This is a genomic window from Burkholderia sp. 22PA0099, assembly GCF_047497165.1.
GTDB lineage: Bacteria > Pseudomonadota > Gammaproteobacteria > Burkholderiales > Burkholderiaceae > Burkholderia.
In genome coordinates, this window is the sequence record NZ_CP163164.1 from 2,321,614 (window position 1) to 2,348,230 (window position 26,617).

Consider the following 26,617-nt stretch of genomic DNA (forward strand, 5'->3'; position numbering starts at 1 on the left):
TCCGCCATGCAAGCCACGCACAACCGCTTCAAGGAACAACTCGGCAAGCGCGCGCAGATCGGCATGTTTTCAACCCTGGGAGGCGGCCTGCTGTTGGAGCTGTTGGGCGCCTGCGGGTTCGACTGGATACTGATCGATACCGAGCACTCGCCCAGCGAGACCCCGGACATCGTGGCGCAGCTTCAGATCCTGGCCGCATCTCCGACCAGCGCGATTGTCAGACCGCCTTCACACGACCCGATCTACCTCAAGCGTCTGCTCGATATCGGCGTCGAGAACTTGCTGGTTCCCGACGTGCGTTTCGTCGACGAGGCGATCCAGATCGTCGCCGCGACGCGCTACCCGCCGTTCGGCCGGCGCGGCGTGTCGGGCAATTCGCGGGCGGCGCGCTTCGGCCTCGATGCCGGCTACCTGCGACGCGCCGACGAGAACGTCTGCCTGCTGCTGCAAATCGAGAGCGTCGACGGGCTGGCCAATCTCGAACGCATCGCCGAAATCCCCGGCGTGGACGGCATCTTCCTGGGCGCGGCCGATCTGGCCGCGTCGATGGGGCATCTCGGCGAACCCGGCCATCCCGCCGTCGTCGCCGCGATCGACGAGGCACTCGCCACCTTGCGCAGGCTCGGCAAACCGAGCGGCTTTCTCGCCGTCAACGAGGTGGAGCGCGAACGACGCCTGCACGACGCGATCGACGTGTTCGGCATCACGAGCGATACCGCGCTCATCACGCGGGGCGCACGGGATCTGGTCAAGCGCTTCGCCAGCCACCCGCACTCGCAATAAGACGGCCGGAAACCGATTCGCCCTTTCCAAAACAGATCAAGCCGGAACAACATGTCTGCTACCTCGCATCCGCTGAAGGTCGTATTTCTCGATCGCGGCACCATTCCACCTCACATCGATCTGAAGCCGTTGCCGTTTCCGCATGAACTTCACGTGTTCGACCGCACGGCGCCCGAGCAGGTCGGCGAGCGGATTCGCGACGCCGACGTGGTCGTGACGAACAAGGCGAAACTGAGCGCGCGGGACCTCGATCACGCGCAGCGGTTGCGCCTGGTGGCGATCGCGGCGACCGGCAGCGACAACGTCGATATCGGCGCTTGCCACGATCGTCGAATCTCGGTTTGCAATATTCGGAATTACGCGCTCACCACGGTGCCGGAACACACGTTCGCACTGATTTTCGCGTTGCGTAGAAATCTGGTCGCCTATCGTGAATCGGTACAGGCCGGCCGTTGGCGGGAAGCCGGGCAGTTCTGTTTTTTCGATCATCCGATTCGCGACCTGAAGGACGCGACCCTCGGGATCATCGGCGACGGCGCGCTGGGCCGGGAAACCGCCCACATCGCCAAGGCCCTCGGGATGCGAGTCCTGATGTCCGCGTTCAAGGGCCGCTCGGGCATGGGCGGGCTTTACACGCCGTTCGAGCAGGTCCTGGCGGAATCGGACGTCATTACGCTGCATTGCCCGCTGAACGCGGCAACCCGTGGTCTGGTCGGCGCAGCCGAACTGTCGGTGATGAAGCGACACGCCATCATCATCAACACCGCGCGCGGCGGGCTGGTGGACGAGGTCGCCCTGGTCCGTGCCCTGTCGAACGGGCAGATCGCCGGTGCCGGGTTCGACGTCGTCACCGAAGAGCCGTTGCCGGCGGGCCACCCGTTCGAGGCGATCCTCACGCATCCGGGCTTCATCCTCACGCCGCATGTGGCGTGGGCCAGCAACGAGGCCATTCAGGCGCTCGCCGATCAACTGATCGACAACATCGCGTCGTTCGTCCAGGGCAAACCCACGAATCTCGTCGCGGCAGCGTAGCGGCTTGCGGGCGATCCCGCGATCGGCTTCGTGACCGATCGCGGAACCTCACGCATCGGCGGCGAACAACGGCAATTCGCCGAGGCAGCGCTGCACTTGTACCAGCGCGGCGGACGGAACGCGTCCCGCGCGCACGATCAACTGGATTTCCGCCGATTCCATCACCGCGTTCTCGATGCGCACCGTGGCCAGTTCGCCCGCCGCCACTTCGCGGGCGACTGCCCGCGCCGACATGAAGGTGACCGCCATGCGCGCCTTGACGTGGTTTTTCAGAACGGCCAATGAATTGGACGTGAAATGCGGCGTGAACTGAATCCGATCGGCATATTCGGCGGCGGTCAGTAGTTTGCGCACGCCGAATTGCTCCCGCATCAGGGCGACCCGGTAGGGCAGGACGTCGCTCAACGCGATCGGGCCGCCAGCCTTGACCAGCGGATGATCGGGCCACGCGACCAGCCCGACGGGAAGCCGCCGTGCCCGGAGTACGCGAATCGCGCCGCCGGCCGGCGCGCAATACGAAATCCCGATATGCGCTTCGTCCCGCAATACCATCGGTATCACGTCATAGCTGCCGACCTGCTCCAGTTTCAGGTTGATATCCGGATAACGCCGGCAGAACGCGAAGCTGAGGTTGCGGCTGACCTCGTCGATGAAGCCTTCACCCGCCACCACGCTGATTTCGCCACGCTGCAGCCCGCGCAATTCGTCGAGACGAGCGAGCAGCATGTCCTCGCTCGCCCAGCGCTCGCGGCAGTGATCGAGCACCAGCGCGGCGGCCTCGGTCGGCGCGACGTTGCGCCCGCGCCGCTCGAGCAGCCGGCAACCCAGCTCGCGCTCGAGCTGCTGGATCTGCCGCGTGACGACCGATGCCGCGACGTCGAGCCGTTCGGCCGCGCCACGGATCGATCCGCACGACACGACTTCGAAGAAATAGCGCAGGCGGTTTTCGTTGATGGCGCGAGCGGAAGGATTCAAGGTGTTTCCCCATGACGTGTGCCGCGCGGCGGGAATTCCGGGAGCGCCCGCGTGGCGGTGAGGCATGTCGGGAACGCGGGCGGCGAACTCGGGATCAGGCCGGGTTCAGAACGGACCCAGATGGATGGCGACCGCGACCAGCAACGACGCGATGGAGATGACGAGCCAGGCGAGCGTGAGCGGGGCGACGAATTTCACCCAGCGGCCGAACGGAATCCGGGCGGTGACGAGCACGGCCATCAGCACGCCCGACGTCGGGTTGATGCAGTTCATGATGCCCTCGCCGAGCAAGACGGTCTGCACCGTCACCTGGCGCGTCAGATGCAGGGCATCGCCGAGCGGGGCGAAGATCGGAATCAGCGCGGCCGACTCTCCCGATCCCGAGGAAATGGCGACGTGAATGGCCGCCGAGCTGAAGAACATGCCGATCACGGCGGCCATCGGGTGGAGCGGGGCCAGCAGGTCGGCGAGCGCATTCACGAGCGGATCGAGGATGTGGCCGTTGGCCAGCACGGTCGAGATCGCGCGTGCGAGGCCGACGATCAATGCGCCGCTGGCGAGTTGCCCGCAGCCCGCGATGAAGGCGTTGGCGAGCGCCGACGGCGCGAGCCGGCATGCGAAGCCCGCACCGATCGCGATCGCCACGAAGGTCGCCATCATTTCGCTCTCGCCCCAGCCGAGCCGGGCCGCGCCGTAGATGAAGACGGCTAGCCCGCCGCCGGTCAACGCCAGCACCAGCCATTGGCGGCGGGTGGGTGCGTCGGGCGTTGCCGACTCATCCGCGGGCGAGGCGATGCCTGGCCGAGGCGCCTCGCCGCTGTCGCGTTGGCGCACGGCCACGCGAATCAGGAAAAGCACCGCCGCCGCCACGAACAGCACGAACACGGCGGCGCGAAACGCGAGCCCCGAAAATATCGGCAGTTCGGCTAGGCGTTGCGAAACCCCGGTGGTGGTCGGATTCATCACGGCCGCGTTGAATCCCGCGTAGGTGCCGAGATAGATCAGGCCGACGCCAAACTCGGCGGGCAGCCGCATCGAGCGGGCGATCAGCATGCCGAGCGGCACGAATGCCACCACCGCGTTGCTGACCGCGCCCATCGTGCCGAGCACGGAAAACACGATGCAGATGGCCCCGACGCCCACCAGGTTGTTGCCGCCCGAGCGTGCCCCGAGCCGTGCCACCGCGGTTTGAACCGCACCGGTTTTCTCGAGTACGGAGAACGTGCCGCCGGTGAACATGATGAGGAAAATCACGGCCGCCGTGTCGGTCACGCTCTTGCTGATGGCCATCAACATGCCGGCGGGGCCGATACCGTGCTGCGGCACCGCATGCAGCGAATGCGGCACGACGAACTTGACGCCGTCTCGCACCACCCGATCGAATTCGCCCGCCGGCAGGACCCAGGTGGCGAGCGCGGCCACCATCAGCACACAGAACAGCAGCACGTAAGGGCTCGTGGCCGGCTTGTCTGGGCGAGCGGGACCAGCGTTATCGGGGCTGGAATGCATGAGGGTCATGGAAGGCTCCGAAATCAGTTCTGTTGCAGCGACGGCGTATCGAAGACGGCTTGCATCGCCTCCAGCAGGGCGATATCGGTGCCCGCCCGGCCGATGATCTGCAGGCCGACGGGCAACCCGTCCACTTCGCCCGCGGGGACGCTGAGCGCCGGCAAGCCGGTCAGATTCCACGGGCTCGTGCGATCCAGCAGCGCGCCGCGCACTTCCATCTGCCGCCCGTCGAAGGTCACCGAACGCACATCCAGCACCGGTGCGACGATCGCCGTGGTCGGCATGATCAGCACATCGAAGCGTTCGAACGCGGGGTCGACCGATTCGCGCAACTGCTGTTGCTCGCGTCGCGCCCGAACGTATTCCCAGCCGCTGACCCGGGCGGACACGGCGAGCCGCTCGCGAACCTCCGTATCGAACGCCTGCGGCGCGTCGCGCATGCGTTCCGCGTGCACCTCATAGGCCTCGGCGCGTTGCAACGCCATCACGCCGGCATGCAGGCGCGGCACCAGCGCGGCGATCCCCTGATAGGCCTCGACCACGGCGCCGGCGGCTTCGAAGCGTTGGTCGGCGAAATGCCGGACGCGCTCGCCCACGCGGGGGTCCGCCGGGCCGAATGCATCGCTCTCGATCCAGCCGACGCGCAATATCCGCTGCGGGATCGGACGATCGGGACGCGCCGGAAAGCCGGGCAGGCGCATCGCCTGGAACATCAGCAGGGCGTCGCCCACCGTGCGCGCGATCGGTCCGACGTGATCGAGGCTGATCGACAGCGGAAACACGCCCTCGGTAGAGATCGCGCCCGCGCTCGGCTTGAAGCCGACCGTGCCGCACAGCGCCGACGGGATTCGCACCGAGCCGCCGGTGTCGGTGCCGACCGCGAGCGGCACCATGCCGGCCGCGACCGCCGCGGCGCTGCCCGCGCTCGATCCGCCCGTCATGCGGGTCGGGTCCTTCGGGTGGCGGGCGGCGCCCTGCAGCGAGCGATCTCCGGTGGGGCCGTAGGCGAATTCGTGCGTGAGCGTCTTGCCGATCACGATGGCTCCGGCGCGGCGCAGACGAGCCACGCAATCGGCATCCTGCGCGGCCTGCCTGCCTGCAAAGTGCGCGGAGCCGCAGGTGGCGGGCATGTCGAATGTGTCGATGTTGTCCTTCACGGCGACCGGCAGGCCATGCAGCGGCCCGGTCGGCCGGCCGCTGGCGAGGTGCCGATCGGCGGCGTGCGCGGCGCGCAGCGAAGCCTCGGGGTCGAGGTGGACGAAGGCGTTGACGCGAGGGTTGAGGCTTTCGATGGCCGTGAGACAGCGTTCGACCAATGCCGTGCTGGTGATGACGCCACGGCTCAAATCCGCCGCCAGCGATGAGGCCGATTCGAGGGCCGGCGCCGGTGTCGCTGCGCTGTCGTCTCGACCATTCATGCGTGCTTCCATGTTCAATCCGCCGTGATGCTGAATAAGTAACCCAAACGTTTGGGTTGCGTGTCAAAAAATAAACCCAAACGTTTGGGTTTTGCGAAATCTAATCGTGCCAATTTCCCTTGTCAAGCGCTGGCGGGGCGGTAGAATCGCGGGCATCGTCGCTCCTACCCCGTACTCCCATGTCTGTTCGACCGAGGCCCATTACCTTGAAATCCATCGCCGAGGCGCTGGGTTTGCATGTCTCGACCGTCTCGCGCGTGCTCAACGGCGATCCGCGCGAGGCCGGCAAGGCCGCATCGCCCGAGGTGGTCGAGCGGATTCGTGCGTTCGCCGCGCAGCGCGATTACCGTGCCGACGTGCAGGCCAGTGCGTTGAAGACACGTCGCACGCGCGAAATCTCGGTGCTGATGCCGCGCCTGTCGGATCTCGTGATGGCGACGATCTATGAAGGCATCGATGATGCGGCCGCGACAGCCGGCTACCTCGCGTTTGTCGCCAACACGCTCGACGATCCCGAACGTCAGCGCGCGCGCGCCGACGAGGCGTTGCGGCGGCGTGTGGCCGGCCTGGTGATCGGCGATGCGCACATCGGCGAGGATCAACCGCTGCTCGACGAACTGCGCCGACGCGACGTGCCGTTCGTGCTGGTGAGCAGGGCGCAGGCGTCCTACCCGGGCGTGAGTTGCGACGACGAACTGGGCGGCAGGATGGTCGCGCGTCATCTATTCGAGCGTGGCCATCGCCGCGTGGCGGTCCTGGCCGGGGAGAAGCATGCGTCGACCGGTGCGGATCGTACGCGCGGTTTTCTGGCGTTCTATCGCGAGCAGGGCATCGAGTTGGACGCGGGTTCGGTGCTGCATGGCCATTTCGACACGCACGCAGGCCGCGAGCTCGGTTCCCGATTGATGCGGGGGCGGGTTGCGCCCGAAGCCATCTTCGCGGTCAACGATTTCCTGGCGATCGGCGCGATGGGCGTCGCGCGCGACTGCGGCCTGCGGATCGGCCGCGACGTGGCGATCGTCGGTTACAACGACACGCCGCTGGCCGCCGAATTGCCGATCCCCCTCACCAGTGTGCGGCTGCCGATGTTCGAGATGGGCGGGCTCGCGGTGGAGCTGCTGCTCGAGCAACTGGCGGGCGCGGCGCCACGTGCCGTCCTGCTTGCGCCGGCCTTGCAGGTGCGCGAGAGCAGTTCGCCGTGAACGGGGCGGCCGGCACCATCCGGATCGTCAGGCTTGCCGATTGGTGCCGGTAGCGTGGTTTGCGGCTGGCGCATGCGATGGTCAAAACGGCTGCAGCAGATATCGATCGACCTTCGGCGCCTTGGGATCGGGAAGCGTATCGAGGCGAGAGTTCAGCACATACACCGTGCCATCCTTGGTCACCGCTGCGGTTGGTTTCGATTCCTTGCTCTTTTGCGTGCGCAGGATCGTTGCGCTTTGCCAGCCGTCGGTCGACACGAGCTCGACGGTCCGGTCGATGCCGGCGTTCTGCACCACGATCAAATGGTGCGCGTCGATCAGATCGAAACCGTCAGCCCCGATGAGCGTCTCCGGAAGTTTGACCGGCGAGATTTTCGATGGATCGTCGAGGTCGATTCGGAACAGTTCGCCCGAGTTGGAGTTTCCGACCAGCAGATATCCGTCGGGATGGATCGCGATTCCGTTCAGGTTGAAGCCTTCGCGGGTCCAGAAGCGTGCATCCCGTGCGAATACCGAAACCTTGCCTTCGGTGTCGATACGGAAGATCACCGGCGCGAAGCTGTCGGTGACATAGGCGTTTCCGTGCGCGTCGAGCACCAGATCGTTCGCCAGGTGCGCACCGGGTTCGAGGCGGGAGAGATCGAAATAGGCGCGCGGCTTGCCGGTGCTGGCGTCGTAGGTCGCCACCGCGGCCAGCTTGCCGTTGGTGGTGGCGGACGTGTGTTCGCCGACACCCGGGTCCGAGTTGGTGACCCAGAGCGTGTTGCGCCGATCGTCGACCAGCAGCCCGAGCGTCGATATCAGGCGCGGGTCCCGAATGAAGGCCGTGTAATGGCCGTCCGGCGTGAGCCTGCCGACCGTGCCATGCTGGACCGAGCCCACCATGAAAACCTGCTGCCGGGCCGACCACGTCACGCTTTCCGGATAAAGCTGATGAGCGGTAAAGCGAAGATCCGCGGCGGCTGCGATATCCGCGATCAGCGAGGCGGCCAGCAGCGCGGCGCCGATCGTCAGTTTGCGCGCGTAGCAGAGGCGGTTGCGGGGTTTGATTGCCGATTCATTCATGGGTATCACGCCGTCGATGGGGTGGCGAGATTGTGCGTGTGAGGTAGGTGTCGAACAATCCGCGAAGTCGCAAAGCTGGCTTGCGATCTTCGCAATCCTTAAGATATCGAGATGCTGAAAGACCTGGAGATATTCGTCGCGGTTGTCGAAGCCGGAAACTTCTCGGCGGCGGCATGGCAGTTGAACGTCGCGGTGTCGTCGGTGACACGCCGGGTCGACGCGCTGGAAGCGGAGTTGGGCCTGCCGCTGTTTCGGCGCGGCACGCGAAAGCTGGTTCTGACCGATGCCGGCGAGCGGTTCCTCGGCACCGCGCGCCACGTTCTGCTGGAGCTGTCCGAGGTGCGCGACGCCCTGGCGAACACCGATGCCGAGCCGAGCGGTTTATTGACGGTCGCCGCGCCGGCGACATTCGGGCGCCGGCATATCGCGCCCGCGGTGCGGTCGTTTCTGCTGAAATACCCGCAAATCAAAATCCAGCTTCAGTTGAGCGAAACCGTGATCGACCTGTCGGTCGAGCGAGCGGATGTTGCGATCCGGATCGGCCGCCCTGCCGATGGCGACCTGGTTGCCACCAAGCTTGCACCGTTGCGTCGGCTGGTATGCGCGGCCCCCGCGTATCTGGTGAGGGCCGGACGCCCCGACACGCTCAAGGCCTTGCTCGATCACGAATGCCTGAGCGTGTCGTCGCGGCCGACGCCGCAAGGAGTTTGGACCTTTCCGGGGGTGAATCGAGGCGCGCCATTGCCGGTCCAGGGCCGGTTTCAATGCGACGACACCGAAACCTTGCTCGATGCCGCCGTCGCCGGGCTGGGGGTCGTTCATCTCGCCAGTTGGCTGGTCAACGACGCGTTGCGGGACGGCAAGCTCGTCTCGCTGTTCCCGCTCGATGACGGCCGCAAGATGAGCGACGCGCCGGCGATCTACGCGGTACGCCTGCCTGGCCGCTCGCATGCGACCCGGGCACGGCTGTTCGTCGAGCATATCGGCGCGCACATCGGTAACCCGCCTTATTGGGATCGATCGTCGCAGTCGTGAAGAAAGCGTGTCGGATGGGCCGGCTTTGCCGGCCCGCGGACGAGATGTAGCACCGAGCCTGCATTTCAGCCGTGGCACTGACATTCGCGGGGCTTATACGATTGCCCGTCAAGGCATCCGACGCCCCCGATTGCGTCGAGCAAAAAACGCATCCTGCGCCGCCTTCTGCGCTGGCGTGCCCCACAGCGCACCCACGCCTCGCGCTTCAGCCTCGAGCCCGGCCGCCCGGCCTTCATGCACACCCGTTCGCACGACCGATTTCACGGCGGCGAGCGCCTCGCCCGAATTCCGGGCGATCAGGCTGGCCAGCGCCAGGGCGTGGTCGAGCAGCGCATCGGCCTCGACCACCTCGTTGACCAGCCCCGCCGCCAGCGCCCACTCTGGTGAGACCGGATCGCCCGCCAGCATCATCCGCAAGGCGCGAGGCACGCCGATGATGGCCGGCAGGCGCTGCGTGCCGCCCCAGCCGGGAAAGCTGGCCAGGGTGATTTCCGGCAAACCGAGGCGGGCCGTGTCCGCGACGATTCGCAAGTCGCACGCCAGCGCCAGTTCGAGGCCGCCGCCGAACGCCACGCCGTTGATCGCGGCGATGGTTGGCTTCGGGCACGCCTCGATCCGGTCGAAGATGGCCTGGCCCCAGCGCATGTGGGCATACGCGTCCTCCGGGGAGAAGTCGCGCTGCTCGTTGATGTCCGCCCCGGCCGAGAACGCCTTCGCCCCCGCGCCCGTCAGCACGACGACGCGCGTGTCGTCGTCGTGGCCGAGCGCGGTGAACGCGGCGTCGAGGCTTTGCAGCAGCGGCTTGCTCAGTGCGTTCATGCGCTCCGGGCGTTCGAGCGTGAGCAGGGCGACCGCCCCGAACCGTTCGGTCCTGATCGTTTCCATGATGCGTTCCAGGTTGATGCTCGAAGTTTTCGCGACGATCACTCGGCGGACGCCGGCATGAGCAAGCCGCCTCGATCGCGTGCGGGCTGTTCCTTGATGGCACGCAGCGCCATCAGCGATTTGAGGAAATAATAATCGCCGTAGATGGTCGACTCGTCGATGCCCAGGCCATGAGGCAGGTCGGCCGTCGCATGCGCGAGGATCGCGGCACGCTCGTCGCGGATCAGGCAGTGCGAGCACAGCGCCTCGAGCATGGTTTCGGCCAGTTCGAGATGGCGTGCGTCGCCCGTCAAATCCCAGAGCCGCATGAGGCCATACGCGGTGATGGCGCCGGCCGACGAATCCTTGACGGCCGGCGCGCTCGCCAAATAATCCCACGGCGGGACGAAGTCGGCCGGCAGGTGTTGTTCCACGTAGTCCGCAACGCGGCGCGCGGCGGCGAGATAGTCCTGCGAGCCGGTCATGTCGGCCAGCATCGCAAACCCGCCCAGCGCCCAGCCTTGCCCACGCGACCACGCGCTCGATGCGTCGAGGCCCTGGTAGGTATCGCCGGCAATCGGCGCGCCGTTCGTCGTATCGAATCGGTAGACGTGGAAGACGGAGCCGTCGGCGCGCTGATGGTGGGCGAGCGCGGTCCGGGCATGACGGTGCACCACGTCGAGGAGGCGCTTGTCCGCTCCATGCTGGGTGGCCCACACGAGCAGCGGCAGGTTCATCAAGGTATCGATCAACACCGATCCCGACCAATTCTCCGCGCCGAAGAAACCCCAGCCGGGAATGAAGCCGCCCTGCGGGTTGAACTGCGCGGCAAGGCTCGTGGCGGCGGTGAGCGCCGCGTTCAGATAGCGCTCGTCCCCCGTGATGCGCCAGCCCTTGATCGCGCTCGGGTAGAACATGAAACCGAGATCATGGTTGATGGCGTCGGCGGCGCGGGGCAGCAGCCGATCGGTCAGTGACGTGGCGGCGTCGAGGAGGGCGGGGCTCTTGCGCGCCTCGTAACCGAGCCAGAGCAGGCCGGCCCAGAATCCGCCCGTCCATACGCCGTCGGGCGTGGTGCGCCATTCGCCGTGCTCGGTGATATGGGGAAAGTCGCCGCCGCGACGCGCCTGTGCCTCGACCTTGAGCACGGCCGTCTCGATGCCGTCGGTCAGCCAATCGTTCATGTTTTCTCCTCCGCAGATACGCTCGGCATGATGACCACGCCGAGGAAAGTTGTTTGACAACGTTGTCACTCTGCGTCAATTTTTTCTCGAATGCAAGTGCCATGGCAGCGGCATGGTCGGCATGAAGGCGCGGAAAAGTCGAACTGATATGATGAAAAACGGCCGGGATTCAGGGTTTACGAGCCCGAGAAATTATCAGGTCTCTCGTTGACAACGATGCCATATAGGAAATATCTTGTTTGCAATCGTTGTCATAAAAGTGCCGGACATCGGCTGCTGGCTGCCTTGGGTGGACACCTTGGCGGCAAACACAAACACAAGGAGACATGACATGGCCGCACACCCCCTTCCCATCAAGCGATGGTGGATCATCCTGCCGGTCGCGTTCATCACGTACAGCCTCGCCTATCTGGATCGGGCGAACTACGGCTTTGCGGCGGCCGCCGGCATCGATCACGATCTCGGCATGAGCCGCTCGACCTCGTCATTGCTCGGCTCGTTGTTCTTTCTCGGCTACTTCTTCTTCCAGATTCCCGGCGGGATGTACGCGGAACGGCGCAGCGTGCGCCGCCTGATCTTCTTCAGCCTGATTGCATGGGGTGGGCTCGCGGCGCTGACGGGGGTGGTGCGCAGCGTGCCGATGCTGATGGCGGTGCGTTTCGCGTTGGGGATCGTCGAGGCGGCCGTCATGCCCTGCATGCTGGTGTACGTCTCCAACTGGTTCGTGAAGCGGGAACGCTCGCGCGCCAACACGATATTCCTGCTCGGCAATCCCGCGACCATCCTGTGGATGTCGGTGGTGTCCGGCTACCTGGTGCAATCGTGGGGCTGGCGCGTCATGTTCATTGCGCAAGGTCTGCCGGCGGTGCTGTGGGCGTTTGTCTGGATCGTGGTGGTGCGCGACAAGCCTGCGCAGGTCGGTTGGCTGACCGACCAGGAAAAGGCCGCGCTCGAAAGCACGCTGGCCGACGAGCAGAAGGATCTCGCGCCGGTGAAGAACTATCGCGAGGCATTCGTGACGCCCACGGTGTGGAAGCTCGCGGGCGTGCTGTTCTTCCAGAGCCTCGGCTTCTATGGGTTCCTGCTGTGGCTGCCGTCGATCCTGAGGCACGGCGCGACACTGAGCATGGTCAATACCGGCTGGCTGTCCGCGGTTCCGTACTTCGGTGCGGTGTTGTGCATGCTGCCGGTCGCATGGATGTCCGACCGGCTGCAGAACCGCAAGCTGTTCGTCGCCGTGCCGCTCGCGATCGCCGCCTTGTCGTTCTTCGCGCTGTATTTCGTCGGCGCGTCGAACTTCTGGGTTTCATTCGTTCTCCTGACGCTGGCGGGCGTTTCGATGTACGTGGTGTTCCCGCCGTTCTTCTCGATCGCGCCCGAGGTGTTGCCGCGAACGGTGGCGGGCGGCGCGTTGGCCTTGATCAACAGCGTGGGTGCGCTCGGCTCGTTCCTCGGTTCGTATGCGGTGGGGTATCTGACCGGGCTGACGGGCGACCCCGCCTCGTCCTATCTGTTCATGGGGTGCGCGTTGATCGTGGCCGTGGTGCTGGCTGGCAGCGTGCGACGCCGCCCGCGCGCTGCCTCGATTCCGATGGCCGCCGGCTCGGCCCGGTAACGCGGCTTTAAACGCGGCTTCAAACTATTTTCAAATGGAGAATGTCATGCTCGAAGGTATGCGCATCGTCAGCTTTTGCCACTATCTGCAAGGTCCGGCATCCACGCAATATCTCGCAGACATGGGGGCGGACGTCATCAAGATCGAGGCGAGAGACGGTGCTTACGAGCGGCATTGGTCCGGCGCGGGCGTGTTCATCGAGGATGTCAGCGCGTTCTTTCTGTGCGCCAACCGCAACAAGCGCGTCGTTGCGCTGAACCTGAAGTCGCCGGAAGGCATCGAGATCGCGATGAAGCTGATCGACGAGGCGGATGCCGTGGTCGAGAATTTCCGGCCCGGTGTGCTCGACCGCCTCGGCCTGGGCTATGAGGCCGTGAAGGCGCGCAAGCCCGAGATCATTTACGCGTCGGCGAGCGGTTTTGGCGGGTCGGGGCCGATGCGCGACATGCCGGGGCAGGATTTGATGATCCAGGCGCGCACCGGGCTGGTGGCGGCGTCCGGTGGCGGCGCGACGGCGGTGGGTGCCGCGATCTGCGATCAGCACGGCGGGGCCCTGCTGGCGATGGGCATTCTCGGCGCCTATGTGAAGCGCTTGAAAACGGGCGCGGGCACGCGCGTGGAAGGCAATCTGTTCAACGCCGGTATTGATCTGCAGGCCGAAGCGATCACCAACTATCTGACCGCCGAGAAGAACCCGGCCGTGTTCGAGCGCGATGCCCATCTCTCGACGTGGTTTCACCAGGCGCCTTACGGCATTTATCGAACCGCGGACGATCGGGCGGTGGCGATCTCGCTGAACGATCCGGCCACGTTCGCCGAAGCGCTCGACGACGACGGCCTGCGCGCGCTCGCCGGTTGCAATCCCTATGAAGAGCGTGACGCGTATGCACGCGCCACGGCGAACGCGGTCGGACGCTACCGTCTCGATGCGTTGACCGAGGCGCTCGACGCCAAGGCGATGTGGTGGGCGCCGGTTCAGGACTACAGCGACCTGCGTGACAATCCGCAGGCGAAGCACAACCGCGTGTTCGAAACCGTCGAGGTGCGCAACGGCCAGGCCACGCTGATCAATCATCCGCTGCGTTACGACGGCGAGGTGCCGGCGGTGCGGCATCTGGCGATCGAGATCGGTCACGATACGCGGCAGATCCTGGAGGAGCTCGGCTACGCGCCGCAGCGGATCCAAGCGCTGGTGGATGCCGGCGTGGTGTCGGGGCGTGGTCTCGCGCAAGCGGCCGTGCCGGCTTGATGGACGCGCGCCCGGCAGTGAGCGATTTCTACCTGAGCGCAGGCGATAGCGTCTCGCTCGAACGGCACGTCGGCGCGAACGACATTCGCGCCTTCGCGGATCTCAGCGGCGACCATTCGCCCAATCATGTCGACGAGCGGGTGATGGCTGGCAGCCCCTATGGCCGCATGATTGCGCATGGTGCGTTGTTGGTGGCGTACATGTCCGCCTGTTCGACGGCGATCGTCGAACGCGTGGAAGGCGTGCGCGATAGCGAAACACCGGTGTCGCTCGGCTACGATCGCATCCGTTTCCTGAAGCCCGTGTTCGCCGGGGATTCGATCCGGCTGGAATACACGGTTCGCGAGGTCGACACGAAACGGCGCCGGACCGTGGCGGAGATTCGTATCGTCAATCAGGCTGGGGAATTGGTGTGCGTGGCCGAGCACATTTTGAAATGGGTGGCGGTGTCATGAATACAGTGAATCAAGCGACGAACTTCACGGGATGTTATTTCGACGACCTGAATGTCGGCGATGCGATCGATCTGGGTGGTATCTCCATCACCGATGCGAGCATCGTCGCGTTCGCGGGTGTCGGTGGGGATTTCTACGAGGTTCACACAGACGACGAAGCCGCGCGACAACTCGGCTTCGAACGTCGCATCGCGCATGGCTTGTTGATCGTGGCGTTGGTCGACGCCATGAAAATGCGCTGTGCGTGGCGTTTGCAGGCGGTCGCCACGCTGTCCCTGACATGGGACTACAAGCAGGCGGTGGTCAGCGGCGACCGCATCACGGCAAGCATGCGCGTGGAATCGAAACGTGAGACGAAGCGGCGGGATCGGGGCATCGTGATTCTGGGCATCGACGTCTTCAATCAGCGCGGGGAATGTGTGCAGTCGGGAAAAACCACCACGATGATGCTGCGTCGAAGCAGCCCGTAGCATCGTTCGCGGTTAATGCTGATGGATGGCCGGGCGGTGTTGTGAAGCAGCGGGCCGAGCTGTGGTGCCGCGAATGATCAGCCGCGCCTCGAGTTCGACCCGATCAAGCGGCGATTTTTCTTCCAGCATGTCGATCAGAAAGCGCCCGGCCTGCGCGCCCATTTCGATGGCGGGAACCTGCATGGTGGTGAGAGGCGGGTTCAGATGCGCGGCGAAATCGAGATCGTCGAAACCGGTGATCGACATGTCGCCCGGCACCGCGATGCCGGCCGCAGTGCATTCCGCGAGACAGCCGAACGCGAGAATGTCGCTGGTGCAGATGATCGCCTCGGGACGCGGGGAGAGGTTCAGCAGCTTGCGCATGCCGTTACGTCCCGCCGTGATGGCGTAGGGGCCTTCTATGACGTGTTCCGGCGTAATTGTCAGGCCGTTCTCGTTCAAGGTTTCCTCGACCCCTTCGATACGGGCTCGCACCCGGTCGTTATCCTTGCGCACGCCGGTCAGCATCGCCATGCGGGTATGGCCGAGGCTCAGCAAATATTCGGTGACCTGTTTCGCCGCCTTCTTGTTATCGAACCCCACGCACGGGTGCGTGGCTTGGGGCGTGTAGACGTACGTATTGATATAGGGAACGTTGCGCAACTGCAGGAATTCGTAAAGCGCGCGATCGTGCGCGTCGCCGACCAGCACGATGCCCTCGGCGCCGCGTTCGATCATGAGCTGCGTTTGCTCCAGCTCCTTGCGCGTATCGAATCCCGACGTGGTCACGATCAGCGAATAACTGTCGTGGGCGAGTTCGGTTTCCAACGTATTGGCCAGGCGCGCGTAGATTGCATGTTCAAGCGTGGGGAGCACCGCCCCGATCATGCGGGTTCGACGGGAACGCAATGCACGGGCGGCATTGTTCGGCGTGTAGCCGAGCTTGTGCACGGCGGCCAGCACGCGCTGCGCAACTTCGTCGCGCACCACATCGGGCGTGCGCAGGACGCGGGACACCGTGGAGGGCGAGCAGCCTGCCGCGCGCGCGACGTCGTGTAGATTTACGGAAGCCATGGTGCTTGCAATCGTTGTCTGAATGGATGTTGCCGCATATCGAATGGGTTGCCCGGGTCATTGCATGGCAATGTAGGTATCTGCAAAGGATAATGCCGCCCCAAAGTGCTTGCAGATTACCATGAGTGCATCCGCTGGCAGTGAGTTTGAGTGACATTTGTGGCAACGTTATCAATTGATTTTGAGACCGAATTCGGCTGACTGATCGCTTTGTTATCGGGGAAATCGACGTCCTGCTGGTGGGGAACATCGTGAGGACAGGGCGGCGCTGCGCGACCTATCGGGATGCCGATGTGTCGGCATCCTCACGGTTCATGGCGTGCTTGCCATCGCCGCAGGGCGCGACGATTTTCGGCCGGAGGGAATGGCTCGCCGGCCGGCGCCGTGGTGGCTTGCTCGACGAGCCGAGCATGGCAGGCGAGCGAGGAAAGGCTTTACGGATTCCTGAGCGATTCTTCGTCGATTTCACTCAGATTCATGCCCTTCGTTTCGCGCGAGAAATACAGCAGGATGCCGCCGAGCAATGCCGCCGCGATCGAGAAAACGATGATCGAGGTGGACATCGAGATCGCCAGGTAATTCATGGTGGTGAGCGTAATGAAGGGCGCCAGGCCGCCGCCGATCACGCCGAAGTTGTACAGAAACCCCACGCCCGATGCCCGCACGTCGCGCGGCAGATTCTCGGTGAGAATCGTGCCCCAGATGCCCGATGCGCCAACCAGGAAGAACCCGCTCAGGAACGCGAAAATATAGGCCAATGCCGTATTGCCCGTGGTGAGCACGAGCCCGGCAACGCTCACCGAGCCGATGCCGATCATCGTGGAAATCGCCCAGCGTCGGCCGAGCTTTTCCGCGATGAAGCCGCTCGCGATGAAGCCCAGAATCTGGCCGATCGCCGACGCCATGGCCACGCCGCTGACGAACGAGGCGGGAAGATTCATGTTGCGCAGGTACGTTGGCAGCAAGGCTTGAAACGGCCAGTTCCCGAAGCAGAGCACGAACATCAGGATTGCGAGGTAAAAGACGCGCCCGGGGTATTCGGTGAACAGCTTGACGATGGGGTTCTTCCTGGTTTGATGAGCGGCCGTCGCTTGAGCCTGCTTCCACGCTTCCGATTCGGGTACGCAGAAAATGATGAACAGCCCGAGGATGAGCGCGGGAGGCAGCCCGACGAAAAACATGCCGCGCCAGCCGAACGTCGGGTAGACGAACTCGTACGCGAGCGCCGCGCCGATGGTGCCCAGCCCCCAGCCGGTGTCGAGAATGCCGATGCCGATCGCGCGGTATTTCTCTGGCCACGACTCCGCCACCATCGCGGCGCCGAGCGAAAAACCCGGCGCCATGCCGAAACCGAGCAACAGGCGAAACACCGCGAGCGAAGCGAAGCTCCACGACAGCCCGGTCGCGACCGCGCCGGCGGTGAACCAGGCCAACGTAATCAGCAACGGGATCTTGCGGCCGATTCGGTCGCTCAGGCCGCCGAACGCGAGGCCGCCGATCCAGCGCACGCCGTAGGTCGCCAGCAGAAGCAGCGACGCTGTCGACAGCGCCACATTGAACGCATGGGCAATATCCTTCAGGACGAACGTGATGGCGAGGAAGTCGAGGGCGTCGTTGACCCAGACTCCCCACGCGGCGATCAGGACGCGCCATTGCGCGCCGGTGATCTCGCGATACCAGCGCGTCTTGCTCCTGGTTCGTCGATCCAAAGCGATTTCCGAAGGCATGGTGTCTCCCTGTGCGATGTTGGTGTGCGAGAAATGTAACCGGTCTCAAATCGAGAATCAATGCGTCTGCAAGCCAAATGCATGGGACCTAGGGTAGATACCTATCCTATTGAATCATTTGGATAAAAAATTGAAATTTGCTGATGAGGCGGGGTGATGCTCGATTGGTACCGATTTCAATCGTAGGATTTTTTGCGTGATCGATACCCAGGACGGCGGCCGCCGGGGCAGGTCGGATCGATGTGATAGCGCAGTCGGCGGGGCGGCCGTGCGGATGTCGCGGGGAAAAGCGGCGTTCACGTCGCCGCTTCGTGCATCGCTGTCAGCGGCTGGCGAGAGCCGCCGGCGGGGCCGACGAGGCCCGGATGATGATTTCGGCATCGCACTCGATGCTCGCGGGGGTGCCTGCGCCCGAGAGCGATTCGAGGATCATCTGCGCGGCCTTGCGGCCGATTTCCGCGCTCGGCACGCTGACCGTCGTGATCGGAATCGGCAGTTCCGACATGACTTCGAAATCGTCGAAGCCGGCGATCGTCAATTCGTTCGGCACGTCGTAGCCCGATTTCGCGGCTTCGAGCATCGCGCCGATCGCGAACGTGCCGTTGCCGCAAATGATCGCGGTGGGCGGCTGCGGCGTGCTCATGATCTGCGAAAACAGCTTGCGGCCGACGCCGACGCCCCAGAATCCCTCGGCCATGTGCGCCGCGGAAATGCCGAGCCCGTGCTCGGCAAGCGCATCGCGCACGCCCTCGCGGCGCGCCCACGCGCGGTCGTTGGAATCCGCGGTTTGCGACAGCATGGCGAAGCGGCGGTGCCCCAGGCCCAGCAGATAGGTCGTGAATTCGAAGAACGCCCGGCGATTGTCGATGCCGACGCAAAGATGTTCGCTGTCCTTTCGATAGGTGAACGTATTGACGTACGGCACGCCGCGCTGGGCGAGCGTGGCGTAAAGATCGGGATGATGGGATTCGCCGACGAGCACGACGGCATCGATGCCGCGTTCGAGCATGTTGCGGATCTGGTTGTACTCGCGTTGCGTGTCGTATTGCGAGCAGCCGAGCAGCAGCGTATAGCCGGCGGATTCGAGCGCTTCCTGCAGTTCCTGAATGGCGGTGGCGAAGTGCTCGTTGGAAACGGTCGGAAAGACCGCGCCGATCGTGCCGGTCCGCTGCGTGGCGAGCGCCCGCGCCGCGGCGTGCGGCACCCAGCCCAGATGATTGATGGCCGCCGCGATGCGTTCCCTGAGCTCGTTCGAGACGGCTTCCGGGCGATTCATCATGCGCGAGACCGTCGCGGATGAGACGCCGGCGAATCTCGCGACGTCGCGGAGGGTGACGCTGGTGGTGGATCGAGGCTTTCTCGATTCCGTTGCGGCTTCAGTCGTCGATTTTTCTTTGGTCATGCATGGCCCGGGCGATTTCGCGGTTGGCCCCGATTATAACGAGCCGAATCTGCGCTCGGGCGGTGGTTTCGGTGGCGGGCTGCTGCTGCCGGTGGAGCGGTGTGGAGGTGAATCGAGAATAAAAGGTACCGGTTACAAAATAGCCGTCCAACTTGGGATTTTTTCCGTGATGGTGGCTTTGAAGCGTTAAAAGGCACTGATGGCTCGAATGTTCAGGGTTATCCCTCGGCTCGGAGATAAATACTTGAACACGTATTTGAGACCGGTTACATTGCATCCGACATGCCGCACGTCGGTCCCGGTCAATCAGCCATTCAACGCCCTATGCAACGAATTACACCTGACGAAGCCGCAGCGCTGCTGCGCACTGGCGATTCACTTCTCATCAGCGGATCGGGCGGCGGCCATGCCGTGCCCGAGGCCTTGCTGGCAGCGGTCGAGCGACGCTTCCAGAACGAACGGCAGCCGCGCGCCCTGACCTCCATCAGCGTCGTGGGCATCGGCGACCGTGTCTCGCTGGGCGCCTGCCACCTCGCGCACGATGGCCTGCTGAAGCGGGCCATCACCGGGGCCTTGATCGATTCGCCGGGGTTGCTGAAGATGGCCGCCGAAAATCGGATCGAGGCTTACACGCTGCCGCAAGGCGTGCTCTCGCAACTGATGCGGGAAATGGCGGGCGGCCGGCCCGGGCTGATCACGAAAACCGGCTTGCATACCTTCGTCGACCCGCGCCAGCAAGGTGCGCGTCAAAGCCCGATGACCGAGGAGCCGCTGGTCGAGGTGATCGAGCTCGAGGGCGAGGAATGGCTGCGCTTCAAGCCGTTCCCGATCAATGTCGCGTTCCTGCGCGGCACGACCGCCGACGAGGACGGCAACGTCACCATGGAGCAGGAGGCCGTGCTCGGCGAGATGATCGCGATGGCGCAAGCCACCCGCAGGGCAGGCGGTGTCGTCATCGTGCAGGTCAAGCGCATGGCCTGCCGGGGCACGCTGCCGCCGAAGCAGGTCAAGATTCCCGGCATCCTGGTGGATTTCGTGGTGGTCGATCCCGCGCAGCGCCAGACCTATGCGACGGACTACGATCCGAGCTACGCCGGAGAATTGCGCGTGCCGCTCAACGAAATCAAGGCGCTTCCGTTCGGCGCGCGCAAGGTGATCGTGCGTCGCGCGGCGATGGAACTGTATCCGGGGGCGGTATGCAATCTGGGGGCGGGCGTCTCCACCGGGCTGTCGACCATCGCCGCGGAAGAGGGGCTGCTGGATTCGGTAGTCCTGACCAACGAGCAAGGCCTGATCGGCGGCGCACCGATCACGGGCCGCGATTCAGGCGGCGCGCAGAATTTCTCCGCGATGATCGAGCAGACCTCGCAGTTCGATTTCTACGACGGCGGCGGCCTCGATCTCGCCTTCCTGTCGTTCGCGGAAGTCGATGCGAAGGGCAACGTGAACGTCAGCCGGTTCGGCGACAAGATCGTCGGCGTGGGCGGCTTCATCAATATCAGCCAGAACGCAAAGCGCGTGATTTTCAGCGGCACGTTGACCGCGGGCGATCTCGATGTGCAGTGGGAAGGCGGCCGCACGCACATCGTTCGGGAAGGCAAGCATCGGAAATTCGTCAATTCGCTGGAGCAGATCTGCTACAGCGCGGCGCTCGCGCACGGCAAGGGCAATACGGCGTTGTTCGTCACGGAGCGCGCGGTGTTCCGCGTCAATGCCGAAGGCCTGGAATTGATCGAAGTGGCGCCCGGTATCGATATCGAACGCGACATCTTTGCTCAGATGGATTTCCGCACGCCCATCGCCCGGGACGTTCGCGAGATGGACGCGCGCCTGTTTTCAGCCGACCTGATGGGCATTGCCGGTGAGACCTTGCGCCGCGAACGCCGCTATCGATCGGAGCGCGTCGCGCAATGGTATCGGAGCCACGAATGAGCCCGGCCTCGTCGATCACCGGCCGCACGCGTTTGTACGCGATCGTCGGCGACCCGATCGAGCAGGTGCGCTCGCCGCAGGTGTATTGCGAGGCGTTCGCGAACGCGGGTGTCGATGCGGTGCTGGTACCCATGCATATCGCATCCGGCGAGATCCACGACGTATTGCCTGCCTTGCTCAAGCTGAAGAATCTCGATGGCGTGCTGGTCACCGCGCCGTTCAAGGCCGACGCGAACGCGATCGCCGCCGATGTGCATCCGCGCGCCCGGCGCGTGGGCGCGGTCAACGCGTTGCGGCGCGGTGCGGATGGCCAGTGGTTCGGCGACATGTTCGACGGCGAAGGCTTCGTGCGCGGCATCTTCGCCCATGGCCATGCGGTGAAGGGGCGGCGTGCGCTGGTGCTCGGATGCGGCGGGGCGGGCGCGGCCATCGCCGGGGCGTTGATCGACGCCGGTGTCGGCGCGCTCACGCTGTTCGACCCCGACGAACAGCGTGCGCGGAGCGTCGCGCAACGCTTGTCGAACGATGCCGGCGTGTGCGAAGTCATGGCAGGAAGCGCCGATGTCGTCGGAAAGGACCTGATCGTCAACGCATCGGTGGTCGGCATGCGCAATTCGGATGGCCTGCCCGCCGAGCTGGGGCCGCTGGCCGCCGACGTGCTGGTGGGCGATGTCGTGCTGCGTCCGGCGGATCATCCGACCGCTTTGATCAGGCATGCAAAGCAATATGGCTGCCCCGTCGTGACCGGCACCGACATGCACACCGGTCAGATCGCCGCGATCCTCGATTTTTTCGGCATTCGTGCCGCTTGATCCATCTTGGGAAAACCCGACCATGTCGATTCTCGGTTCGGCCGTCGTTCTGATCTGGAATGACGTCATCGATAGTGCGCGCGGCCAGTTTTATGAATGGCACAACAAGGAGCACATTCCCGAGCGCCTTGCGCTCAAGGGTTTCATGCGCGGCAGACGCTATCGCGGCGCGGATGCTTCCCCGGAATGGTTGACCGTGTATGAAGCGGCCGATTTGGGCGTGCTGACCGGCGCGGCCTATCTTGCGCGCCTGAACAACCCGACGCCGGCTACGCTGGCCACGGTCGAGCATTTCCGGAACACCACGCGATCGCTCTGCCGGATCGAATACTCGGTGGGCGAAAGCAGCGGCGCCTACGCCGTGACCATGCGGCTCAAGCAGGACGCCGCGGCCAGCGGCGATCTGAAGGGCTTCGTCGCCACCTGCGTGTTTCCCGCCGTGCTCGACCGGGCCGACGTGGTCGCCGCCCACGTGTTCGCGACCGATCTCGATGCCAGCAACGTCGAAACCCACGAAGCGAAACGGCGGGGCGGCGCGGGCGATCTGCCGGCTCGCGTCGCCGTGGTGGAGTGCACGACCGAGGACGGTGCGCGCGCGGCGGCGCAAGAAATGCGCGATGCCGACTGGTCGAGCATTGGCGTGACGTGCGCCGCGCCGCAGGTCTATACGCTCGAAATCAGCCATCTGAGCAAGTCGCTCTGATCGCTGGTCAACCTCAATCTAATGGAGTTTCATCATGAAATTGGTACGGTTTGGTCCCGTCGGCCAGGAAAAGCCGGGGCTGCTCGATGCCGACGGCAACATTCGCGACCTGTCGCAGCATTGCGGCGATTTTGATCCGTCGTTCTTTGCCGGCGGCGGCATCGCCAAGCTCCGCAGCCTGGATTTGACCGCGCTGCCGATCGTCGGCGGCACGCCGCGTCACGGCTCGTGCATCGCGCGCCCGGGGAATTTCATCGCGGTGGGTTTGAACTACGTGCAGCACGCCATCGAAACCAACGCGCCGATTCCGCAAGAGCCGATCCTGTTCAACAAGGCCCCCTCGTGCATCGTGGGGCCGAACGACAAGGTGCTGCTGCCGCTGAAATCGACCAAAGCGGATTGGGAAGTGGAAATCGCGCTGGTGATCGGCAAGCGCGCGCACAACGTCGGCGAAAGCGATGCGCTGGATTACGTCGCCGGTTATTGCGTGTGCAACGATGTGTCGGAACGTGCGTTCCAGCTCGAGCAGGGCGGCCAATGGGTCAAGGGCAAAATGGCGCCGACGTTCGGCCCGCTCGGGCCGTGGCTCGTTACCGCGGACGAAATCGACGACGTGCAGAACCTGCCGTTGTGGCTTGAACTGAACGGCGAGCGCATTCAGAACTCTTCGACGTCGGACATGATCTTCCCGATCCGCAAGCTGGTTTCGTATATCAGCGAATTCGTCATGCTCGAACCGGGTGACGTGATCACGACCGGTACGCCGCCGGGCGTGGGCCTCGGCATGAAGCCGGAAAAATACCTGAAGCCGGGTGACGTGATGAAGCTCGGTGTGGAAGGGCTGGGTGTCCAGCAACAGACGGTAGGCCGTTGGGGTGACCAGCATGACTGAGGCCAGACGCAACGGATACCGCTTCGACGATCTCTATGTGGGCATGACGTTTCGCAGTCCTGGCCGAACCATCACGGATGCCGATCTGGTCGGCTTCGCGGGCTTGACCGGCGATTTCTCGGAACTGCACACGAGCGACGTCTATGCGAAGCACAGCCAGTTCGGGCGGCGCGTGGCGCACGGGATGCTGGGCCTCGCCTATGCGCATGGCCTGATGTGGGCGCGCACGGGCGAGCTTCGAGAAACCGCCATTGCGTTTCTCGGCATCAACGACTGGAAGTTCGCCGCGCCGCTGTTCGTTGGCGACACGATGTTCGTCAACTATACGATCCGGGAATTGCGCGACAGCAAATCGAAGCCGACGCAGGCCGTTGCGCTGTTCGACGTCGAAGTGGTGAATCAGAGCGGCGAGGTGGTGCAGCGCGGCACCAAGGCGCTGCTCTGTTCGAAAGCGCCGCTCGCGGCGGTCGAGCAGTCTGCCTGATTCTTGTCACGGCTGCGGCTTTGACAGGGCATCCCATCGTCACGTACCGAATCGCCCGATTCGGTACGATCCGCGTTCAACGCGGCAGCCACTGCGGCCTGCCGCTGCCGAGCGCCGGCGTGGTGCCGGGCCACGTGCAGGGCGTCTCGGACATCTAATCAGCCCGTGCGGCCCATGCCGGCTTTCCGGGCGAACGCGGCAACCGCGTCGCTTCGCCAAGTTCGAACGAGGCGAGATAGAAATCGGCCTGGTGCCCGTCATTGCCCGCCAACTGCCACATCTCCACGAGCTTCATGCTTCTGCTCCGGGTCACCCGGTTGCCGGTTTCCTGCGTGTCTGCGCGCGCGCGCCGGCCGCCGCGGCCGTGCGCGTGCCTTCGTATTGCAACTCTCGGGTCGTGTCGAGAATGAAGCGCCGCAGCCACGCGTTTTGCGGATCGTCGTTGCGCGAGGCCTTCCACACCATGAACACCCGAAATGCCGGTGTGGTGATGGGGACGGGGCTGACGGTGAGCCGCGCGATGCGTGCATAGGCGTGCGCGGCGAAGGTGGGCAGTGTGGCGATCGCGTCGCAGTAAACCAGCGAAGCGAGCGCGCCCGAGAAGTGCGTGAACGACGCGCTGACGCGGCGCGGAATGCCCTCGCTTTCCAGCAGGTCGTCGACGAAGCCGCGCCGGCCGTCGCGCGACACGCGCACATGAGGATGCGCCAGATACTCATCGCGCGTGATCGGGCTCTTGATGTGAAGACGCGGGCCGTCGTACAGGCACGAGTACGACGACGAGAACAGGATCTGCGATGAGTAGTGCGAACTGAGCGCCTTCGGCTCGGACACCAGCGCCAGATCCACCGCGTCGTCGGCCAGCGCCGATTTCCACAGCGTGCTGTTGGTTTGCAGGAACGCGAGGCTGATCGACAGATTGCGCGCGGCCCCTTCATTGACGAGCATCGGCGAGACGCAGCTTTCGATATCGTCGGACAGCGCGATGTTGAACACGCGCGCCGAGGTTTCCGCCGCGAACGGCGTCTTGCCGTCGATCATGACCGCGATCGCGGCCAAGGCTTCGGTCACCTTGGGCGCCAGTTCGAGGGCGCGCCGGGTCGGGATCATGCCGCCTTCGCCGCGCACGAACAACTCGTCGCCGAAATTCTCGCGCAGCCGCCGCAGCGACGAGCTGACCGCGCCCTGCGTCAGATTCAGGATCTCGGCCGCACGCGTCACGCTGCGCTCGCCCATCACGCACTGAAACACCACCAGCAGGTTCAGGTCCAGGCGGCTGATATTAGCCACGTTAATGACGCTCATTTTTATCAATCGTTTGATTAAAGCAAGGGCTCATTTAACACTGGCGCCGGCACGTCATGCAACTGCGCGTGCAACCAATCTATCGGGGCTGGAACCCGGATCAACAGGGGAAATCGTATGACGAACACTGCTGTCGCGATGCACGGCGAGGTGGCCGACGACGAGCGCGTCGACTTGCGCAAACGCTCGCTTGCCGTGGGTATCGGCAATTTCATGGAATGGTTCGACTTCGCGATCTACGGCTATTTCGCGTCGATCATCGGCAAGACCTTCTTTCCGTCGAGCGCGCCCGGCATCTCGCTGCTCTCCGCGCTGGCGGTGTTCGCGGTGGGGTTCATCTCGCGACCGCTCGGGGCGCTGGTGCTGGGGCCGATCGGCGATCGGCTCGGACGCCGCGCGGTATTGATCGCGACCGTGTTCGGAATGGGCGTGTCGACCACGCTGATCGGCTTGCTGCCGGGCTATGCCACGCTGGGCCTGGCCGCGCCGGCCTTGCTGGTGGTGCTGCGCTTCCTGCAAGGGATGATGGTGGGCGGCGAGTGGTCGAGCGCGGGCATCTACATCGTCGAGAGCGCACCGAGAGCGCGCCGCGCGCTCGCCGCGAGCGTCATCACGGGCACGGCCGCCGCCGCGTTCCTGATCGGCACGTTCATCGCCGCGCTGTTGTCGATGTGGTTGAGCGATGCCGATCTGGCGTCGTGGGGCTGGCGCCTGCCGTTCGTCGCCTCGGTGTTCATGACCGTGGTGGCGATGTATATCCGCCGCCGCCTGGGCGACACGCCCGTGTACGAGGAAGTGCAGCGCAAGCGCGCGATGAACGAAGTCGAAGCCGTGCCGAAGGGCGAGCGCTGGCGCGCGATGGTGATCACGTTCGCGTTCTCGGCGCTGTTCGGTGTTTCGCTCTACTACTTCATCGCCTACGCGAACAACCATCTGACGCAGACGGTCGGGCTGTCGAAGACGGCATCGCTGTGGCTTTGCAGCGTGGCCCTGGTGCTCTACACGATCTTCCAGCCGCTGGTGGGCCGCCTCAGCGACAGGATCGGCCGGCGCCCGCTGGTGCTGGCCTCGGCGCTCGGCCTGACGGTGCTCGCCTATCCGATCTTCCTGCTGATGAATACCGGCAACTACCTCGCGATCCTGGCCGGCCTGATCGTGCTGGCCGCGCTGGTGGCGGTGACGGCGGTGATGGACGTGGTGTTGCTGGTGGAAGTGTTCCCGGCGTCGATCCGCTCGACCGGGGCCGCCGTCGGCCACAACCTCGCGCTGGCCGTGCTGGCCGGCCCCGGCCCGTTCGTGGCCGCCGCGCTGATTCGCTGGTCCGGCAACCCGAACATCCCGGCGTGGTACCTGGCCGGCATTTCATTCGTTTGCTTCGTCATCCTCTATTTCATGTTGCCGGAGACGAAGGAGCGGGACATCGCGCAAGGTTGATCTGAAGCCGTGCATGT

The 26,617-nt window shown here is 64.5% G+C and carries 26 protein-coding genes; 15 read left to right on the forward strand and 11 right to left on the reverse strand.

Annotated features, from left to right (window positions below; translation table 11 throughout):
• The first annotated feature begins 6 nt into the window (after positions 1 to 6).
• Both AB4851_RS10400 and AB4851_RS10405 read left to right on the forward strand, forming a co-directional pair.
• A complete protein-coding gene (locus AB4851_RS10400) occupies positions 7 to 783 on the forward strand; it encodes an HpcH/HpaI aldolase family protein (RefSeq protein ID WP_414447116.1) in 777 nt (258 codons plus the stop codon).
• 51 nt (positions 784 to 834) lie between these two features.
• Positions 835 to 1,815, forward strand: a complete 981-nt coding sequence (locus AB4851_RS10405) for a D-2-hydroxyacid dehydrogenase (protein WP_414447117.1) — start codon at positions 835 to 837, stop codon at positions 1,813 to 1,815.
• A 48-nt stretch (positions 1,816 to 1,863) separates the two neighbouring features.
• On the opposite strand, the gene AB4851_RS10410 is transcribed toward AB4851_RS10405, so the two are convergent.
• The 3 genes from AB4851_RS10410 to AB4851_RS10420 all read right to left on the reverse strand — a co-directional run bounded on the left by AB4851_RS10410 (position 1,864) and on the right by AB4851_RS10420 (position 5,729).
• Complete coding sequence (locus AB4851_RS10410; protein WP_414447118.1) at positions 1,864 to 2,790, reverse strand: LysR family transcriptional regulator; 927 nt, start codon at positions 2,788 to 2,790, stop codon at positions 1,864 to 1,866.
• Between the two features lie 105 nt (positions 2,791 to 2,895).
• A complete protein-coding gene (locus AB4851_RS10415) occupies positions 2,896 to 4,308 on the reverse strand; it encodes a YfcC family protein (RefSeq protein WP_414449165.1) in 1,413 nt (470 codons plus the stop codon).
• Positions 4,309 to 4,322: 14 nt separating this feature from the next.
• Positions 4,323 to 5,729: an amidase gene (locus AB4851_RS10420; RefSeq protein ID WP_414447119.1), complete on the reverse strand. Its 1,407-nt coding sequence runs from the start codon at positions 5,727 to 5,729 to the stop codon at positions 4,323 to 4,325.
• A gap of 194 nt (positions 5,730 to 5,923) precedes the next feature.
• Between AB4851_RS10420 and AB4851_RS10425 the strand changes: the two genes are divergently transcribed.
• Positions 5,924 to 6,919 (forward strand): LacI family DNA-binding transcriptional regulator, encoded by a 996-nt coding sequence (locus tag AB4851_RS10425; RefSeq protein WP_414447120.1) that lies wholly within the window; start codon positions 5,924 to 5,926, stop codon positions 6,917 to 6,919.
• Positions 6,920 to 7,000: 81 nt separating this feature from the next.
• Here AB4851_RS10425 and AB4851_RS10430 read toward each other — a convergent pair whose 3' ends face one another.
• On the reverse strand, positions 7,001 to 7,984 hold the full coding sequence (locus tag AB4851_RS10430) for an SMP-30/gluconolactonase/LRE family protein (protein ID WP_414447121.1): 984 nt from the start codon (positions 7,982 to 7,984) through the stop codon (positions 7,001 to 7,003).
• A 111-nt stretch (positions 7,985 to 8,095) separates the two neighbouring features.
• On the opposite strand from AB4851_RS10430, the gene AB4851_RS10435 reads away from it, so the two are divergent.
• Complete coding sequence (locus AB4851_RS10435) at positions 8,096 to 9,019, forward strand: LysR family transcriptional regulator (protein WP_414447122.1); 924 nt, start codon at positions 8,096 to 8,098, stop codon at positions 9,017 to 9,019.
• A gap of 108 nt (positions 9,020 to 9,127) precedes the next feature.
• On the opposite strand, the gene AB4851_RS10440 is transcribed toward AB4851_RS10435, so the two are convergent.
• Positions 9,128 to 9,946 (reverse strand): enoyl-CoA hydratase/isomerase family protein, encoded by an 819-nt coding sequence (locus AB4851_RS10440; protein ID WP_414447123.1) that lies wholly within the window; start codon positions 9,944 to 9,946, stop codon positions 9,128 to 9,130.
• Entirely contained in the window at positions 9,943 to 11,031 is a 1,089-nt protein-coding gene (locus AB4851_RS10445; protein ID WP_414447124.1) for a glycoside hydrolase family 88 protein, read from the reverse strand. Before AB4851_RS10445 ends, AB4851_RS10440 begins: the two co-directional genes overlap by 4 nt.
• Positions 11,032 to 11,398: 367 nt before the next feature.
• Between AB4851_RS10445 and AB4851_RS10450 the strand changes: the two genes are divergently transcribed.
• From AB4851_RS10450 to AB4851_RS10465, 4 genes are read left to right on the forward strand one after another with little or no spacing between them, the layout of a single operon-like run.
• Positions 11,399 to 12,682: an MFS transporter gene (locus tag AB4851_RS10450; RefSeq protein ID WP_414447125.1), complete on the forward strand. Its 1,284-nt coding sequence runs from the start codon at positions 11,399 to 11,401 to the stop codon at positions 12,680 to 12,682.
• A gap of 46 nt (positions 12,683 to 12,728) precedes the next feature.
• Positions 12,729 to 13,931, forward strand: a complete 1,203-nt coding sequence (locus AB4851_RS10455; RefSeq protein ID WP_414447126.1) for a CaiB/BaiF CoA transferase family protein — start codon at positions 12,729 to 12,731, stop codon at positions 13,929 to 13,931.
• 17 nt (positions 13,932 to 13,948) lie between these two features.
• Positions 13,949 to 14,386 carry a MaoC family dehydratase gene (locus tag AB4851_RS10460; protein WP_414447127.1) on the forward strand — a complete coding sequence of 146 codons (438 nt, stop codon included), beginning with the start codon at positions 13,949 to 13,951 and terminating at the stop codon, positions 14,384 to 14,386.
• Positions 14,383 to 14,856, forward strand: coding sequence for a MaoC family dehydratase (locus AB4851_RS10465; protein WP_414447128.1), 474 nt, complete (start codon positions 14,383 to 14,385; stop codon positions 14,854 to 14,856). Before AB4851_RS10460 ends, AB4851_RS10465 begins: the two co-directional genes overlap by 4 nt.
• 12 nt (positions 14,857 to 14,868) lie before the next feature.
• Here AB4851_RS10465 and AB4851_RS10470 read toward each other — a convergent pair whose 3' ends face one another.
• The 3 genes from AB4851_RS10470 to AB4851_RS10480 form a co-directional block, all read right to left on the reverse strand.
• A complete protein-coding gene (locus AB4851_RS10470) occupies positions 14,869 to 15,909 on the reverse strand; it encodes a LacI family DNA-binding transcriptional regulator (RefSeq protein ID WP_414447129.1) in 1,041 nt (346 codons plus the stop codon).
• A gap of 434 nt (positions 15,910 to 16,343) precedes the next feature.
• Positions 16,344 to 17,618, reverse strand: a complete 1,275-nt coding sequence (locus AB4851_RS10475) for an MFS transporter (protein WP_414447130.1) — start codon at positions 17,616 to 17,618, stop codon at positions 16,344 to 16,346.
• Between the two features lie 340 nt (positions 17,619 to 17,958).
• On the reverse strand, positions 17,959 to 18,915 hold the full coding sequence (locus AB4851_RS10480; RefSeq protein ID WP_414447131.1) for a substrate-binding domain-containing protein: 957 nt from the start codon (positions 18,913 to 18,915) through the stop codon (positions 17,959 to 17,961).
• Here AB4851_RS10480 and AB4851_RS10485 point away from each other — a divergent pair.
• The 6 genes from AB4851_RS10485 to AB4851_RS10510 all read left to right on the forward strand — a co-directional run bounded on the left by AB4851_RS10485 (position 18,914) and on the right by AB4851_RS10510 (position 23,861).
• A complete protein-coding gene (locus AB4851_RS10485) occupies positions 18,914 to 19,228 on the forward strand; it encodes a hypothetical protein (protein ID WP_414447132.1) in 315 nt (104 codons plus the stop codon). The two genes, AB4851_RS10480 and AB4851_RS10485, sit on opposite strands and share 2 nt — an antisense overlap.
• A gap of 134 nt (positions 19,229 to 19,362) precedes the next feature.
• Positions 19,363 to 20,970, forward strand: a complete 1,608-nt coding sequence (locus tag AB4851_RS10490) for an acyl CoA:acetate/3-ketoacid CoA transferase (RefSeq protein WP_414447133.1) — start codon at positions 19,363 to 19,365, stop codon at positions 20,968 to 20,970.
• Positions 20,967 to 21,782: a shikimate dehydrogenase family protein gene (locus AB4851_RS10495; protein ID WP_414447134.1), complete on the forward strand. Its 816-nt coding sequence runs from the start codon at positions 20,967 to 20,969 to the stop codon at positions 21,780 to 21,782. Before AB4851_RS10490 ends, AB4851_RS10495 begins: the two co-directional genes overlap by 4 nt.
• Before the next feature lie 22 nt (positions 21,783 to 21,804).
• A complete protein-coding gene (locus AB4851_RS10500; RefSeq protein ID WP_414447135.1) occupies positions 21,805 to 22,485 on the forward strand; it encodes a hypothetical protein in 681 nt (226 codons plus the stop codon).
• A 34-nt stretch (positions 22,486 to 22,519) separates the two neighbouring features.
• On the forward strand, positions 22,520 to 23,377 hold the full coding sequence (locus AB4851_RS10505) for a fumarylacetoacetate hydrolase family protein (RefSeq protein WP_414447136.1): 858 nt from the start codon (positions 22,520 to 22,522) through the stop codon (positions 23,375 to 23,377).
• Positions 23,370 to 23,861 carry a MaoC/PaaZ C-terminal domain-containing protein gene (locus tag AB4851_RS10510; RefSeq protein WP_414447137.1) on the forward strand — a complete coding sequence of 164 codons (492 nt, stop codon included), beginning with the start codon at positions 23,370 to 23,372 and terminating at the stop codon, positions 23,859 to 23,861. The genes AB4851_RS10505 and AB4851_RS10510 overlap by 8 nt, the downstream gene beginning before the upstream one ends.
• A 154-nt stretch (positions 23,862 to 24,015) precedes the next feature.
• Here the strand turns inward: AB4851_RS10510 and AB4851_RS10515 are convergent, their stop codons facing one another.
• Positions 24,016 to 24,156, reverse strand: coding sequence for a hypothetical protein (locus AB4851_RS10515; RefSeq protein WP_414447138.1), 141 nt, complete (start codon positions 24,154 to 24,156; stop codon positions 24,016 to 24,018).
• 14 nt (positions 24,157 to 24,170) lie between these two features.
• The gene (locus tag AB4851_RS10520; RefSeq protein WP_414447139.1) at positions 24,171 to 25,166 is read right to left on the reverse strand and encodes a LysR family transcriptional regulator; all 996 of its coding nucleotides are present in this window, start codon (positions 25,164 to 25,166) and stop codon (positions 24,171 to 24,173) included.
• 117 nt (positions 25,167 to 25,283) lie between these two features.
• Here AB4851_RS10520 and AB4851_RS10525 point away from each other — a divergent pair, with 117 nt between their 5' ends.
• Positions 25,284 to 26,600, forward strand: a complete 1,317-nt coding sequence (locus AB4851_RS10525) for an MFS transporter (protein WP_414447140.1) — start codon at positions 25,284 to 25,286, stop codon at positions 26,598 to 26,600.
• The last annotated feature ends 17 nt before the right edge of the window (positions 26,601 to 26,617 follow it).